Annotated in this window: 13 protein-coding genes; 12 read left to right on the top strand and 1 reads right to left on the bottom strand. The window is 70.0% G+C overall.

What is annotated here, in order from left to right; translation table 11 throughout:
- The first annotated feature begins 125 nt into the window (after window positions 1-125).
- The 10 genes from VFI59_14965 to VFI59_14920 all read left to right on the top strand — a co-directional run bounded on the left by VFI59_14965 (window position 126) and on the right by VFI59_14920 (window position 12,893).
- Window positions 126-695: a sigma-70 family RNA polymerase sigma factor gene (locus tag VFI59_14965; GenBank protein HET6714992.1), complete on the top strand. Its 570-nt coding sequence runs from the start codon at window positions 126-128 to the stop codon at window positions 693-695.
- The gene (locus VFI59_14960) at window positions 692-2,212 is read left to right on the top strand and encodes a hypothetical protein (GenBank protein HET6714991.1); all 1,521 of its coding nucleotides are present in this window, start codon (window positions 692-694) and stop codon (window positions 2,210-2,212) included. Before VFI59_14965 ends, VFI59_14960 begins: the two co-directional genes overlap by 4 nt.
- Window positions 2,209-3,426, top strand: coding sequence for a M15 family metallopeptidase (locus VFI59_14955; GenBank protein ID HET6714990.1), 1,218 nt, complete (start codon window positions 2,209-2,211; stop codon window positions 3,424-3,426). Before VFI59_14960 ends, VFI59_14955 begins: the two co-directional genes overlap by 4 nt.
- Window positions 3,427-3,470: 44 nt before the next feature.
- Window positions 3,471-4,748 (top strand): M15 family metallopeptidase, encoded by a 1,278-nt coding sequence (locus VFI59_14950; GenBank protein HET6714989.1) that lies wholly within the window; start codon window positions 3,471-3,473, stop codon window positions 4,746-4,748.
- 120 nt (window positions 4,749-4,868) lie between these two features.
- Entirely contained in the window at window positions 4,869-7,223 is a 2,355-nt protein-coding gene (locus VFI59_14945) for a hypothetical protein (GenBank protein HET6714988.1), read from the top strand.
- A 40-nt stretch (window positions 7,224-7,263) separates the two neighbouring features.
- On the top strand, window positions 7,264-8,976 hold the full coding sequence (locus VFI59_14940; protein HET6714987.1) for an alkaline phosphatase family protein: 1,713 nt from the start codon (window positions 7,264-7,266) through the stop codon (window positions 8,974-8,976).
- Between the two features lie 33 nt (window positions 8,977-9,009).
- A complete protein-coding gene (locus tag VFI59_14935; protein HET6714986.1) occupies window positions 9,010-10,707 on the top strand; it encodes an alkaline phosphatase family protein in 1,698 nt (565 codons plus the stop codon).
- Between the two features lie 152 nt (window positions 10,708-10,859).
- Window positions 10,860-11,498, top strand: coding sequence for a GyrI-like domain-containing protein (locus VFI59_14930; protein HET6714985.1), 639 nt, complete (start codon window positions 10,860-10,862; stop codon window positions 11,496-11,498).
- A gap of 60 nt (window positions 11,499-11,558) precedes the next feature.
- Window positions 11,559-11,819, top strand: coding sequence for a MoaD/ThiS family protein (locus tag VFI59_14925; GenBank protein HET6714984.1), 261 nt, complete (start codon window positions 11,559-11,561; stop codon window positions 11,817-11,819).
- Between the two features lie 3 nt (window positions 11,820-11,822).
- Window positions 11,823-12,893, top strand: a complete 1,071-nt coding sequence (locus tag VFI59_14920; GenBank protein ID HET6714983.1) for an exo-alpha-sialidase — start codon at window positions 11,823-11,825, stop codon at window positions 12,891-12,893.
- Between the two features lie 13 nt (window positions 12,894-12,906).
- On the opposite strand, the gene VFI59_14915 is transcribed toward VFI59_14920, so the two are convergent.
- On the bottom strand, window positions 12,907-13,104 hold the full coding sequence (locus tag VFI59_14915; GenBank protein HET6714982.1) for a hypothetical protein: 198 nt from the start codon (window positions 13,102-13,104) through the stop codon (window positions 12,907-12,909).
- Window positions 13,105-13,251: 147 nt separating this feature from the next.
- Here VFI59_14915 and VFI59_14910 point away from each other — a divergent pair, with 147 nt between their 5' ends.
- Together VFI59_14910 and VFI59_14905 are read left to right on the top strand one after the other, a co-directional pair.
- Entirely contained in the window at window positions 13,252-14,094 is an 843-nt protein-coding gene (locus tag VFI59_14910; GenBank protein ID HET6714981.1) for a metallophosphoesterase, read from the top strand.
- A 70-nt stretch (window positions 14,095-14,164) separates the two neighbouring features.
- Window positions 14,165-14,419: a hypothetical protein gene (locus tag VFI59_14905; protein HET6714980.1), complete on the top strand. Its 255-nt coding sequence runs from the start codon at window positions 14,165-14,167 to the stop codon at window positions 14,417-14,419.
- Window positions 14,420-14,559 lie beyond the last annotated feature (140 nt).

The following is a 14,559-nucleotide window of genomic DNA, read 5'->3' as shown; positions in this document are numbered from 1 at the left end:
GGAACCTTCCCGCCCTTGCGCCCGTCCCCTCGCAGAGGGCCTGCCGACAGGCCTACGCTTGTGTGGCCGACGGGACCGACCGAGGAACCCAGCGAGCGAACGCTCGAGGGACCGAGAGGAGACGGGTGCGCGACGCCGACCCGCGCACGCTGGACCGAGCGCGTCGCGGCGACGCGGCCGCGTTCGAGCAACTCGTCCGCGAGTACCAGGCCGACGTGTATCGGTTCGCCTGGCATCTCACGCGCGACCCGGAGCTCGCAGCCGACGTCACCCAGGACGCGTTCCTCCGGGCGTTCCGCTTCCTCGACGGATTCCGTGGCGACCGGAAGTTCGGATCGTGGTTGTTCAGCATCACGAGGAACTGCGCGATGGACTCACTCAGGGCGCGGCGGTTCCCGCTCGTGCACGACGGCGACCGAGAGGTCGAGGGCGCGGTCGCCGACGCGACGTCTCACGCCGTGCTCGAAGAGGCGTTGCGCTCGATCTCCGACGAGCACCGGGAGGTGTTCCTGCTCGTGGAGGTGTTCGGGCTCAACTATCAGGAGGCCGCCGACGTGCTCACGGTCGCGCCGGGAACGGTGAAGAGCCGCATGTTCCGGGCCCGGCAGGCCCTGTGCGCGGCGATGGCCGAGGACGAGAACGCTGCATCGGCCGAGGCGACGACGAAGGGACCAGCCCGGGGGAGACGGCGATGAACTGTGATCGGGTGCAGCTCGCGCTCTCGGCCCGGATGGACGGCGAACACGTCGGCGGCCTCCGAGGGAGCGACGTCGACTCGCACGTCAAGGGTTGTGAGGCGTGCCACGCCTTCGCGGAAGGGTCAGCTCGGGTGCGCACCGCGGTGCGAATCCGCGTGGCGGACCCGGTGCCCGATCTGGTGGACCGCATCGTCGGCGCGCTCGAACTCGCTCCCCTCCACGAGCGAGCCGCGACCTCTACCTCCTGGTATCGCGCACCGTTGCGTCGCGTGATGCCCATGGCCGCGGCCCTCGTCGCGGGCGCAGTGATCGGCAGCGTGATCGTGGGCGGACCGTTCCGCGGGGGCGACCGTGAGGCGATCTCTGCCCAGGCCGTCGCCCAAGGCGTTCGCGCTGCCTCGCCGGGTCTCGACTCGTTCCGAGGCTCATACGACATCGTGGAACGGGGCCTCTCCCGCGAGGTGCCCGAACGACGGCTACAGATGCGAGTGGCGTTCCTCCCACCGCAACGCTTTCGCCTCGAGGTCGACGACCGCACCGTGTACCCCTCGGCAGCGTGGACCCCCACCGACATCACCTACGTCGAGGACATGCCGGCGACCTTCCTGTCCGGGCCAACGGGGTGCCCGACCGGGCTGCCCGCGGACGCCTGCCCGACGACACGAGCGACGGTCACGACCACCTCGCCGTACTCGCTCGCGGCTCCGCTTCCGGCCGACCTCGTCGTGCCGCTCCGCACCGTCGGCTCGGCGAGAGGCATCCGCGTGCTCGGCACGGAGCAGGTCGGTGGCCACGAGGTCGTGCACGTCGAGACGACGTTCGACCGGGCTGCACCGATGTTCCCGTTCCTGCGACTCGGCGGCACGTGGCGGCCGTTCTTCGGCGGTGACCGCGTGGAGCTGCTGCTCGACACGGAGTCGTGGCAGCCCGTGCGGATCATGGTCTTCCCCGCAGAAGGAATGGGGCGCCGCGAGTGGGAGCTGAGATTCGGGCTCCCGGCGGAGCCGCCGAACACGGCGATCCTCGACGTGCGAGCCTCTTCGATCGAGGCGGAGGAACCCGACCCGTCCATGTTCGAGATCCCAGGGCACGAAATGGGCGCGCTCGACATCGCGTCCCTGGCCGAACGTCTCGGCTACCGGCCAGCGACCCCGAGGTACACCGGCGCGCTCGAGCTTGCGACGGCCGTGGCGCCGGAGGGCATGGGTGCGCCGAGGTCGCTGCTCATCTACGCCGACGGCCTCGACTACCTGCGGGTGGGCCAGCAACCGGGCCGCCTCACCGGTCGCGCATTCGGACCGGTCGGCCCCGACGCCACCCGTGTGACTTTGCCGGGCGGCGGCGTCGCGTACTACGAGCCTGCCGCCGACGGGCTCGGGCGACGGCTCGCGATCCTCGGTGCCGACGCGAGCCTGTTCCTGGAGACGAACCTTTCCCTCGGAGATCTGCTCGCGATCGCGAGCTCCATGCCCGTGCGAGGGCTCCCGGCGGTAGCGCCGCGAAGGGTGACATGAGGAGTCGCCTGCGAGGAAGCGTGTGGCCCGCGACGGCGGCGATCGTCGGTCTCGCTGTCGGCGCCGCCGTCACGGTGGTCCTGCAGGGCGCGGCGACACCGAGCGCCCACGGGCCCGACGGCGTCGCACTCGTGGGAACGGGCACCAAACCGCCCGAGACGTTCCTGGTCTGGGTACCACGGGGTCTGCCGGCAGGCTTCGACGACGCGGTCGGATCCCTGCGGCGGATCGGACGGGTCACGACGGTCGCTCAGGACAACGCGTGGCTCGCCCGTTCCTGGGATGTCGACGGCGAGCCGGTCGACCGATCGCGCGGTGGATACCGTATCCCGCTCGACACGATCGCGGTCGATCCGGTGACGTTCGCGGCCTTCCTGCCGGCAGCAGACCGTCCGGTCATCGAGGCGCTGGTCGCCGGCGACGGAGTGCTCGGGGCCACGTCGGCGGTGGTGCGCGGATTGGGGCCGGGCTCCGTGCTCGGGTTCCCGGGTGGCGAGCGCGTGCGCATCGCCGCCGTGCTCCCCGACGAAGCCGTCGGCGCGGCCGAGCTGATGGTCTCCCGCGAGACCGGTCGCCGCATCGGCGTGCGGACCGACCGCTCGTTGCTGCTGCAGCCCGCGGCCGGCCGAGCCCTCCGCACCGACGCCCTCCGCGTCGCCCTCGACGACCTGCTCCCCAGCGGGCTTGGCCCCTACGGGCGGGTACAGGTTCGCGGCCAAGGCGAGACCCCCTACTTCCGGCCGGGTGACGCGGTGCTGCCGACGGTCATGCTGAAGACGCTGTTCGGCGAGTTCGCTGCCCGTCCTGAGCCCGGACGCCCAGGCTATCTCGACCTCGATCCGGCGTGGACCCAAGCCCAGATGGAGACCGCCCGCCTGCCAGTGCTCGGCCTCGTGACGTGCCACGCCTCGGTGATGCCCCAGCTGCGCGGTGCCGTGAGAGAGCTGGTGCGCCGGGGCCTCGGGAAACTGGTCGAGACCTACGACGGGTGCTTCGCGCCCCGGTTCATCGGGCGCGACCCGACGGCGATGCTCTCGCACCACTCGTGGGGGATCGCGATCGACATGAACATCGCTGGGAACTACTACGGCGTGCCCCCCGACCAAGACCCTCGACTCGTTGCGGTGATGGAGCGATGGGGATTCGCCTGGGGGGGTCGCTTCATCGTGCCCGACGGCAACCACTTCGAGTACCACCGCGCCCCGGCCCCGTAGGCTTCCCGGCGATGGGCGCCGACGCACCCGAAGGGACACGCCCGGTGAGTAGCCGCAAGACGCGCATGCCGTGGCGGCGGTGGATCTTCCTGGCGCTCGTCGCATCGTTGGGTGTCGCGTCGGTCGTTCTCACGATGTCTGGTCCGCGGAGACCGTCGGCGCCGTCCGCGGCCCGGGCCACGGATCGCGCGGGCGAGGCAGGAGCAGCGGCCGGATCCGGCGTCGCGATCGCCGCACCCGAAGCGCCCGAACCCGCGACTGTCGAGCCTCCCCCGTACTTCCTGGCCTGGACGCCCGGCGGGCTGCCGCTGGACTTCCGGGCGCAGGTGCGAACGGTCCCCGGGATCGGGTCGGCCGTGGTGGTCGCCGGCGACACGCGCTGGCTGACACGTTCCCTCGCTGCCGGCGGCGACGTGATCGACGATCCTCGAGCACCGTTCGCGATCCCGATCGACGCCTTCGCCGTGAACCCGGTCGAGGTCGCCCCCTTCCTCCCCGCCGGGGTCCGCGGCGACGTCGTCGACGCGCTCGCTCGAGGGCAGGGGGTGCTCGGCACGCGCAGCGCCCTCGTGCGCAGGCTCGGCGTGGGCGGCGCGCTCGAGTTCGAAGAGCGGTCGGTGCGCATCGGCGCCGTGGTCCCGGAGGAGCTGATCGGCTGGAGTGAGCTGCTCGTCTCCCGCGAGGTCGGCGCGGGCCTGGGGATCGTCGACGACCGGTACCTCTGGGCCTTCCTCGACGAGGAGCGAAGCCTGGGCGCCTTCGAGCAGCTGATCCGTCCGTTGGTGCCCGAGAAGGAACCGCTCCGGGTCGAGGGCCCCGGTGACAGCCCATACATGCGGGTGGCGAACGGCGTGAATCCTCCCGTCGTGCTGAAGCGGGCGTTCGACGAGTTCGCGGCCGCGCTCGACCCGGCGAACCCGGCCTCCTTCCGCATCGACCCGGCCTGGATCCATGCGAACCTCGTCACCCGCTCCGTTCCGCTGCTCGGCAGGCTCACGTGCCATCGCCGCTTCATGGAAGACCTCGTGCGCGCGATGCGACGCGTGGAGCGCGAGGGGTTGGGACCCCTGATCCACTCGACCGCCGGATGTTTCAACGCCCGCACCGTGGGGCACAGCCCGACGAACCCGCCCTCGTTCCACGCGTACGGGGCGGCGGTTGACATCAACGCTCCGGAGAACGCCTTGGGAGCCGTGCCCACGATGGACCGGCGCGTCGTCGCGATCTTCGAGGACCTCGGCTTCAACTGGGGCGGCGACTTCCTGATCCCCGACGGTATGCACTTCGAGTACGGGGGCGATCTGCTGGCAGGCGGTCCCTGAGCGCGATCGGGATCGCCGAACTGAGACTTCCGGCCGATGTCGTTCGGCATGCGCCCATGGGAGGCTCCTACGACGGAAGTCTCGGTAATCCCGACTCGTCCCCGAGGGAAGGGATCTGCGTTGAAGCCCCGCGGACCGTTCGCCCGCACCTCCGCGAAAGCACTCGCCGCGACGGTGGTGGTTGCCCTCCTCCCGCTCCTCACCTCCGGGGTCGCGGCCGCCGCGATGCCGTCGGCCATCCCCGACGAGGTCGGCATGCTCGACGGTCTCGTCAGGACGATCGAGATCACGGGCAACCGAACCTGGGTGGGCGGCTCGTTCTCGCAGATGCGCGATGCGAACGGCGTCGGCGTCCGTGCCGTCTCGAACCTTGCGGCCTTCAACTCGTCGACGGGCGCTCCGGATCTGGGCGTCACGATCCCGGCCGTCACCAGTGGCACGGGCGGGGCCGTCGTCTACGACATGTCGATGGGTGCTGACGGGTTGCTCTACATCGGCGGCGCGTTCGACCGGGTCGGAGGGCTCCCGCGCAGGAACGCCGCGGCGATCGACCCCAGCAGCGGAGCGGTGGCCCCGTTCAACCCGCAGACGTCGAAGGTGCGCAGCATCTTGGCGACCCCCGGGGCGATCTACATCGGCACGTCGAAGCTGCTCTCGTACGAGCCAGGCGGATCACCGTCCCCGGGCTACGACGCTCCGACGGTCGAGACCGACCCGTCGTTGCGAGGACACAACACTCCGCCCCAGGTCCGCGACATGGAGCTGGTCGGCTCGACGATCGTCGCCGCCTGCCAGTGCGACAGCACGCTCGAAGGCGGCACGAGGAAGTCGGCGAAGGCAGCGATCAAGGTCGACGCGAGAACCGGGGAGGTCCTGGACTGGACGCCCGACAACCTCGATCCGACCGGTGCTCCGTTCGGCATCAGCGTGGTGGTCGCGAACCGGCCGGGGTCAGGACAGCCGACGGTGTTCCTGGCGGCGGGCGGTTCGGACTTCACGGGCGCCTACGACCTCGCGACCGGCAACCAGATCTGGAAGACCGACACCTCCGGCTCGTCGCAGGTGGTCTCGTTGTTCGACGGCGTGCTGTACGTAGGTGGTCACTTCCAGTGGATCGCAGGGTCCAACGGACAGCAGTGCGGAGACAACGACAATCCCAACACGAACTGCCTCCACCTCCCGCGCCTCGTCGCCCTCGACCCCGCGAACGGCCGGGCGACACCGACGGGCGACCCCTGGAGCCCGGGCATCTGCTGCAAGTACAACGGCATCTGGGCGATCGAAGCCGACGCCGGGCGCGGTCACCTGCACGTCGGCGGGGAATTCACAAGGGTCGGTGGCTCCTGGAGCGGCAGCGGCACGGAATGGCAACTCGGGGGTGCCCAGGTCCAGGCGTACTACGCCCGTTTCTCAGGGACGCCGACCACCCTCGAGACGCTGACCGTCACGATCGAAGGCACCGGTCTCGGGCGGATCACGAGCGATCCTCCGGCGGTGGACTGCGCCGACGACTGTGAGGTCGGATTCGTCGACGGGGCGGTCGTGACCCTCACGGCCCACCCCGAGCCCGGGTCGGTCTTCACGGGCTGGGGCGGATCATGCACGGGTACCGGCACCTGCCAGATCACGATGGACCAGGCCCGTTCGATCACAGCCACGTTCTCGACGGACGGACCCACCCCCACCTGCGGGCGCATCGCCTACACCTCGTCGCGTCACGGCAACGTCGACGTCTTCACGATGACGCGCAAGGGCATGCGGCAGACACGGATCACGAAGCATGAGGCCGCCGACCGCGACCCGGCCTGGTCGCCCGACTGCTCGCGCATCGCGTACTCCAGCACCCGCTCGGGCGGCGCCGACATCTTCGTGATGGATGCCGACGGCTCGAACCGGACGCGCATCACCGACGCGGCCGGCGCCGACACGCAACCGGTGTGGTCGCCGAACGGCAGGCGCATCGCGTTCAAGAGCACCCGAACCGGCGATGCGGAGATCTTCGTGATGGACGGGGACGGTGCGGGTCAGACCAACATCACCGAGCACGCGGCCCGCGACGGGGCCCCGGCCTGGTCACCCGACGGAACACGCATCGCGTTCGACAGCGACCGGGGTGGCGCGACGAACGTGTGGACGATGTCCACCACCGGCGGCTCGCTTCGCAAGCTGACCGGCGACGACGGACGATCGACCGCCCCCGCGTACTCGCCCGACGGTGGCACCATCGCGTTCGTCAGCCACCGTGACGGCGCCCGGCGGGTCTGGCTCATGGACTCCGATGGCGGACGGCCGCGACGACTCACGAAGGGCGACGGCGCGCACAGCCATCCGTCGTACGCACCGAGCGGGAAGTGGATCGCGTTCGCGAGCACCCGAACCGGCCACGACCAGATCTGGGTGGTGAAGCCGAACGGCTCGCGGGCCAAGAACCTCTCGAAGAACGACCACATCGATTCCACGCCGAACTGGTCCTGACGCGGCATCGTGATCGGCGGCCCTCGGTAGGGTGTTCGCCATGGCCGCGCGATCCACGAACACCCCATGGGCGCATCGGCGGGCGCGCCCGCCGGGATCCCGACTCGCCATGGTGGTGCTCTCGATCACCGTGCTGACCACGGGCTGCATCGCGTCCAGCCAGGAGACGGCGTCGTTCCGCGACCCTATCCCGCCCGCCGGCACATCGACCGAGGCGCTGCCGCGTAGGGTCTGTGCCGCACTCGACGCCGAGCTGGTGCGCCGCATCGCTCAGGGCGCCCACCCAAAGCGCAGCGGCGAGATCCAACTCGTTCCGCCGGAGAGCCTGCAGGCCGGCGGCCTGTCCCACGCATCGCCGTTCGACACGACCCAGCAGGTGCCGCTCCTCGTAGCCGGTGAGGGCATCGTGCGACCGGGGGTCTACGAGCGCCGAGTGACCCTCGCCGACGTGGCCCCGACGGCGGCGGAGATCCTGGCGTTCCCCGGCTTCCATGCCCCCGACGGCCGCGCGCTGTCCGAGGCGTTGCTCCCGACCGCGGAACGAACGGTGCCGCGCCTCGTCGTCACGGTGATCTGGGACTCAGCCGGCACCGACCTGCTCAAGCGCTGGGGTGAAGCCTGGCCCCGACTGCGCGGACTCGCCAGGCGCTCCGCGTGGTTCACGGACGCAGCCCTCGACGCGTCGCCGTCGAACACCCCGCCCAGCCATGCCACGATCGGCACGGGGGCATTCCCGAGGACACACGGCATCCCCGACGAGTACGTGCGGTTCGACGGACGTATCGAGCGACCGCTCCACCTGGGCCCGCGCGTGTTACGCGTGCCGACGCTGGGCGATCGGTACGACCTCGCCATGGGCAACGAGCCCTTGGTGGGCACCGTGGGCTCGCTCTCCGCCCACCTGCTGATGATGAGCAGGGGTTCGTTCGTGCCGGATGCCGACCGGGACCTCGCGGTCACCCGAGAGCCGAAGGACTCAGCGACCGGGGGCGATGATTCCGCCCCGCGCTGGCAGCTCTCCGAGGAGATGGCGCCGTACTACGCGTTCCCCGCCTATGCGAACGATCCGTCGATGGACGACCGGTTCTTCACCGAACTCGAGGCGCTCGACCGGGCCGACGGCGCCGACGACGGTCGTTGGCGGGACCATGAGATCTCGAGCCTGCTCGGAGGATGGGATACGCCGGCGCGCTCCGCGTGGCAGACGGACATGGTCGAGGCGGTGATCGACCGTGAGGGCTTCGGCGCCGACGACGTGCCCGACCTGCTCTACGTGAACTACAAGATGCTCGACTCGCTCGGTCACAGCTACAGCGCCGACGGGGTCGAGCTCCTCGACGGGCTGCGGGCCCAGGACCGCGAGCTGGGAGGGCTCGTCCGCATCCTCGACGACCGGGTCGGAGCCGGGAGATGGGCGATGATCCTCACTGCCGACCACGGCATGGCTCGCGACCCGGCGGTCACGGGCGCCGATCGGTACGACGTGACCGAGCTGACCGCCTCGATCGAGGAGGCCTTCGGAACCGGCATCGTGGAACAGATGCGCCCAACCCAGATCTGGCTCGACACGGAGGCCCTCATCAGAGACGGGTCGACCGTGGACGACGTGGCGGCGTTCCTGATGGCGATGCCGCGGGCCGACGTCGTGCGGGGCGACGGCGAGATCGCGCGCCCGGACCACCCGGCGTTCCTCGCGGCGATCCCGACGACGATGATCGACGCGCTGCCGTGCGCCCCCGACCCGGGGTCCTGATCACGGCACGCACCGGCGGTACGCTTCCCGTTCGTGACCCGAGAACGATCCACGTCTCCCCGCTGGACCAACGCTCTAGCCCTCGCGCTCGTCGGCGGCCTGCTCGCCACGCTGGTCGTGCAGCTGGCGTCCACTGAGGCCACGGCACCCGCGGCGCCGAGCCCGAGCGTCGTGGAACGCGCCCAGGATCGAGGCTCCTCGGCGTGCGACCTCCTGCCACGGCAGCTGCTGCGGGTGTGGGAAGGAACGAAGGCGCCCGCGAGCGGTGAGATCCAGATCGTGGCGGCCGAACCCGACTACGTCGGCGGCGGCCTCAGCCACGCCGGACCGTGGGATTACGTGCAACAGGTGCCGCTCTTCTTCTACGGACCGGGGCGTGTGCCGGCGCTCGGCGGCGTCGACGGCCGGGCCACGCTCGCCGACATCGCGCCGACGAACGCCGAGATGCTCGGGTTCGACTTCGACGCGCCCGACGGCCACATGCTGGCGCCGGCGCTGCTGCCCGACGGCGAGCGCGCCGGTCCGCCGAAGCTGCTCGTGACGCTCGTGTGGGACGGCGCCGGCCGCAACGTGCTCGACGAGTGGCCGGAGGACTGGCCGTTCCTCGCGGGCCTCGTCGACCGGGGCGTCTGGTTCGACGACGCCGAGATCGGATCCTCGCCGTCGAACACCCCGCCGATGCACGCGACGATCGGAACGGGCGCCTTCCCTCGTCGCCACGGCGTGATCGACCTCTATCAGCAGATCGCCGGCGAGATCGACAAGCCCCAGCAGGAGGGACCGGGCACCCTGTTGCTTCCCACGCTCGCCGACCTCTACGACGTGGCCCACGGCAACGAGCCGCTCGTCGGTGTGATCGCCACCCTCGGCGCCCACACCGGCATGGTGGGCCACGGCTCCCAGTGGGACGGGGGCGATGCCGACCTCGCGATCATGCGCGAGCAGGAAGATGCGAGCACCGGCGGGGACGAGGGAGACGCCTGGCAGCTCACGACCGGCATGGCACCGTACTTCACGATGCCCGACTACGTGAACGAGGTGCCAGGTCTCGCGCGCGATCTCCCGACCCTCGATCAGGAAGACGGCGTCGTCGATGGGGCCTGGGGGGACTATCCGTTCGACGCGCTCGACGACGGCTTCCAGACGCCGGCGCGCACCCCGTACCAGACCCGCATCGTGGAAGAGGTGATCCGTCGGGAAGGCTTCGGCGCCGACGACGTGCCCGACCTGCTCTACGTGAACCTGAAGGCGGTCGACTCCGTCGGCCACATCTTCAGCGTGAACGGCGAGGAGATGGGCCAGACGCTCCGCTGGCAGGACGAAGCCCTGGAAGACCTCGTCCGCTTCCTCGACGCCGAGGTCGGCGAGGGCGAGTGGGCCATGACGCTCACGGCCGACCACGGCCACCAGTACGACCCCGCGATCTCGGGGGCGCTGCCGATCGGCATCACGTCGCTCACCGCGTTCATCGAGGATCGCTTCTCGGAACCCTCAGGTCCCGCTGTCGTGCGGCGCGCGCGCCCCACACAGATCTGGATCGACGATCAGGCCCTCGCCGAGGCCGGGCACACGATCGACGAGGTCGCGGCCGCGCTCGCCGTGGCCACGCGTCAGGAGCTCTCGGGTGGCGCCGAGTTCCGGGGCGACCCCGAGGCGCCCGCGTTCTCGGCTGCCTTCCCGACGAGCGATCTCGACCACCTGGCGTGCCTGCCCGCGTCGGCTCGTGACTGACGTTCAGTCGTCGGATCTCGGAGCCGGGTTCGTGGCCACAGACTCTGCTGAGCGCCCGAACGGCCCGAGGCGACCCCCACGCAGCGGGACCCCCGGCCCGGCCCGAACCCCTCGTGGCGGGTGTACGCATGGGGGTGAGAAGGAGGTGCGTCATGGTGGTCTCGGCGACGAAGGTGCCCAAGGTGGACTACCGACGCGAGCTCGGCGACCTCTACGACGCTCGCGAAGAGCCCTCGCTGGTCGATGTGCCGACGATCGACTACCTCATGGTCGACGGGCACGGGGACCCGAACGGATCGACGGCCTTCACGCAGGCGGTGGAGGCGCTCTGCGCGGTCGGATACGCCCTGAAGTTCCGAGTTCGGAAGCTTCCCGACGGCATCGACTTCGCGGTCATGCCGCTCGAGGGTCTCTGGTGGATCCCCAACGCCCGGGTCTGGGATTTCGACGACAAGTCCGATTGGGATTGGACGCTCATGTTGGCTCAGCCCAGCATGGTCACGCCCGAGCTGGTGACCGAGACGATGGCCGCGGTGCGGGCCCGGCGACGGATGGCATCCCTCGACCTCGTGCGGTTCGAGCCCTTCAGCGAGGGAAGCTGCGCGCAGCTGCTGCACCGGGGTCCGTTCTCGGCCGAGCGGCCGGCGCTCGAGCGCCTGTACGACTTCGTCAAGCGCGAGGGGTACATGCCCGTCGGTAAGCATCACGAGATCTACCTGAGCGATCCGCAGCGCACGGCTCCCGAGCGCATGCGCACGATCATCCGTCAGCCGGTCACCCCGAGGGCCTGACGAGCGACGACGGCAAGGGCCCGGAAGCACGCCGTCCGGGCTGAGGGTAGGCTCCTCGTCATGGCGGTGGTCTTGCTGCGGGCCCCCCTGTCGCAACGCGCAGGGAACACGTCGGATCACGACCTTCCCGGCTCGACCGTGGGCGAGGTCCTCCGCGAGCTGGAACAGCGGCACCCGCCGATCGTGGGGTGGATCCTCGACGAGCAAGGCCGGGTCCGCCCGCACGTGAACGTGTTCGTGAACGGGGAGCGCACGAGCGAGGATTCGGCCGTCAGGCCGAGCGACGTGCTGCACGTGCTCCCGTCGATCTCGGGAGGGTGAGGCATGACGGAACTGTTGGTCGGCACCAAGAAGGGGCTGTTCGTGTTGCGAGGCGACCCGCACGCCGGCGAGCCCTTCGAGATCGCCGCCAGGGCGTTCCCCGGCGACGTGGTGGAGTTCGCGATGCGCGATCCTCGCACCGGGCGCTGCTTCGCGGGCCATACGTCGGGGTTCTACGGCCCGCGCCTGATGTACGCCGACGACCCGACCGGGGATTGGACGCAGGCCGACGGTCCCGCCTTCCCGGAGGGCAGCGACGTGAGCCTCGAACGCATCTGGATGATCAAGGCTGGCGAGTCCGACGGCCTGTTGTACGCGGGCGTCGCCCCCGCAGCGCTCTTCACGTCGACCGACGACGGCGCGTCGTGGTCGCTCAACGAGGCGCTCTGGAAAGAACACCAGGCCGGAGACTGGCAGCCCGGTGCGGGCGGCCTCGCGCTGCACTCGATCTGCCCGTGGCCGGACGATTCGCAGCGGCTGGCGGTGGGCGTGAGCGCTGCCGGCGTCTGGATCACCGATGACGGTGGACACTCCTGGCGTACGGGCTACGAGGGCCTCGTGCCCGAGTACATGCCGGAGGAGGCGCGAGAAGGCACGAACGCGCTCTGCGTCCACAACATGCACCGTGCCCCGACGCGTCCGGAACGGCTCTTCATGCAGTTCCACGGGAACGTCTACCGCAGCGACGACGAGGGATCGAGCTGGCAGGAGATCAGGGCTGGCCTCCCCAGCGGCTTCGGCTTCCCGATGGTGATCGATCCCGCCGACGCCGACAGTGCCTACGTGATCCCGCTCGTCGCCGACATCGACCGCGTGACCCCCGACGCACGGGTGCGGGTGTACGAGACCCGCAACGCGGGCACGACGTGGATCGAGCACGGAGACGGCCTGCCCTCCAACGAGGCGTATCTCACCGTGCTGCGCCAGGCGTTCGGCGCGGCCGGCAAGGGCAGCGACATGGAGCTGTACTTCGGTGCAACGAGCGGCGACGTGTTCGGGTCCCCCGACGCCGGCGCGTCGTGGTTCCAGGTGCACGAGCGCCTGGCGCCTGTGACGAGCGTTCGCGTGTCCTGAAGCGTCTCCCCGGTCACCGCTCCTGCGGCTCGCGCCGCTCGATCCATTCGTGCGGCCAGGCGATGAGCAGGGGCGAGCACTCCCATACGACGTGCACGGCCTCCGGGTCGACGCGTTGGATCACGCCGCGCTCCCCCGGCGCCGGAGACTTGAGCACGGCCCCGGAAGGGCCGACGAACGCCACGTGGTCATCGGGCCGCATCGCTACCATGTTTCGGGTATCGGCACGGACCGTCAGCCAGTTGAGCTATCGCCTTGTCCCCTGATCGGCCGACACATCGACATGACCACCGCCAGGGCTTGACTCGGGGGCCCCCGTTGCGCTTTGGTGAGACCTCGCAATAAGGAGGCTTCCCCGATGAGCAACTCCGGCCCGATCCGTCGCCACCTCAGGGCAATCATCTGCGCGGGCATCGTGAGCGTGCTGCTATCCGGAACGGCGTTCGCAGACACCGTCACCGTGGCCGCCGCGGGTGATATCGCCAGGGCCAACAGTCCCGGCACGGCACAGCGCAAGACAGCGTCGCTGATCACCGACGTGATCCGCCCGGCCAGGGTGCTGGTGCTCGGCGATGCCCAGTACGAGCACGGGGAGTACAGCCAGTTCCTCAACTCCTACCATCCGACTTGGGGGGTCTTCCGCTCCACCACCGCCCCTGTTCCCGGCAACCACGAGTACGAGACGCTGAATGCGGCCGGCTACTTCCAGTACTTCTCGAGCGTCCTCGCCCAGTATGGTTCGACGGCCACCGACCCGAAGAAGGGCTACTACTCGTTCAACCTCGGCGACTGGCACATCGTCGCCTTGAACACGAATTGCTCCGTGTCGGGGATCAGCTGCTCGACGGAGCGGTCATGGCTCTCGGCTGACCTCCAAGCCGACACCCACAGATGCGAGCTCGTCTTCGCCCATCACGCCAATTCGTCGCTGGCCGGAGTCGCCGCGTCCAAGGGTGTCGAGCTCTATCTCAACGGGCATCGCCACGCGTACGAACGCTGGGACCAGGGGTTCGGTAAGCCGATCCGTCAGTTCGTGGTCGGTACCGGCGGGAAGTCGACCGGCACGCCGAAGTCGGGGGCCGACGCGGCGTTCAAGGGGTACGGGGTGCTGAAGCTGCAGCTGAACGCCCTGGACTACTCCTGGTCCTTCATCGACATCGGCCGCACGCAACGCGATTCAGGAACGGGAACCTGCAGCTGAAGGGCATCAGACACGATCACGCACCTCGCGCGTACCAGCCGTGTCAGACCCGAGGTCTATCGTTCGAAACATGGCACAGGTCATCTCGCTCGACGACTACCGAACCCGTCGCAAGGGACCGCTCGCGATCGCGATCGAACGCCTCGACAGGGCTGTGGCTCGACTCGATCCATTGGTGCACGAGCGAAGGGGCCCGCTCGCGCCGTCGGTCGAGCGTGAGCTCGCGTTGATCGCGAGAGACGTGGGCGCAACTCGCCCGCTCCAGGCCGCGATCAGGGCGGAACGGCTCGCCGATCTGCTGGAGCACCCCGCCGCGTCGGGCTGACCGGATCCCGTGGGGCACCGGGCCGAGGCATAGAGCGAGGGGAGCAGGTATCAAGCGTCTCGTCTGCACGTGCTCGGGCGCCGGCGGCGTGGCCCCCGGGGCCTGAGCATGCCTCCCGCGGCATGACTCGCGCGTGGGTT

Source organism: Actinomycetota bacterium (assembly GCA_035697485.1).
GTDB lineage: Bacteria > Actinomycetota > UBA4738 > UBA4738 > HRBIN12 > JAOUEA01.
The sequence above is the reverse complement of the archived record's forward strand: the minus strand, read 5'-3'. Positions and strand labels throughout refer to the sequence as shown.

Coding starts and splice junctions, on each gene's coding strand:
- VFI59_14960 (HET6714991.1), top strand. CDS start 692: ATGAACTGTGATCGGGTGCAGCTCGCGCTCTCGGCCCGGATGGACGGC.
- VFI59_14955 (HET6714990.1), top strand. CDS start 2,209: ATGAGGAGTCGCCTGCGAGGAAGCGTGTGGCCCGCGACGGCGGCGATC.
- VFI59_14940 (HET6714987.1), top strand. CDS start 7,264: ATGGCCGCGCGATCCACGAACACCCCATGGGCGCATCGGCGGGCGCGC.
- VFI59_14930 (HET6714985.1), top strand. CDS start 10,860: ATGGTGGTCTCGGCGACGAAGGTGCCCAAGGTGGACTACCGACGCGAG.
- VFI59_14925 (HET6714984.1), top strand. CDS start 11,559: ATGGCGGTGGTCTTGCTGCGGGCCCCCCTGTCGCAACGCGCAGGGAAC.
- VFI59_14920 (HET6714983.1), top strand. CDS start 11,823: ATGACGGAACTGTTGGTCGGCACCAAGAAGGGGCTGTTCGTGTTGCGA.
- VFI59_14915 (HET6714982.1), bottom strand. CDS start 13,104: ATGGTAGCGATGCGGCCCGATGACCACGTGGCGTTCGTCGGCCCTTCC.
- VFI59_14910 (HET6714981.1), top strand. CDS start 13,252: ATGAGCAACTCCGGCCCGATCCGTCGCCACCTCAGGGCAATCATCTGC.
- VFI59_14905 (HET6714980.1), top strand. CDS start 14,165: ATGGCACAGGTCATCTCGCTCGACGACTACCGAACCCGTCGCAAGGGA.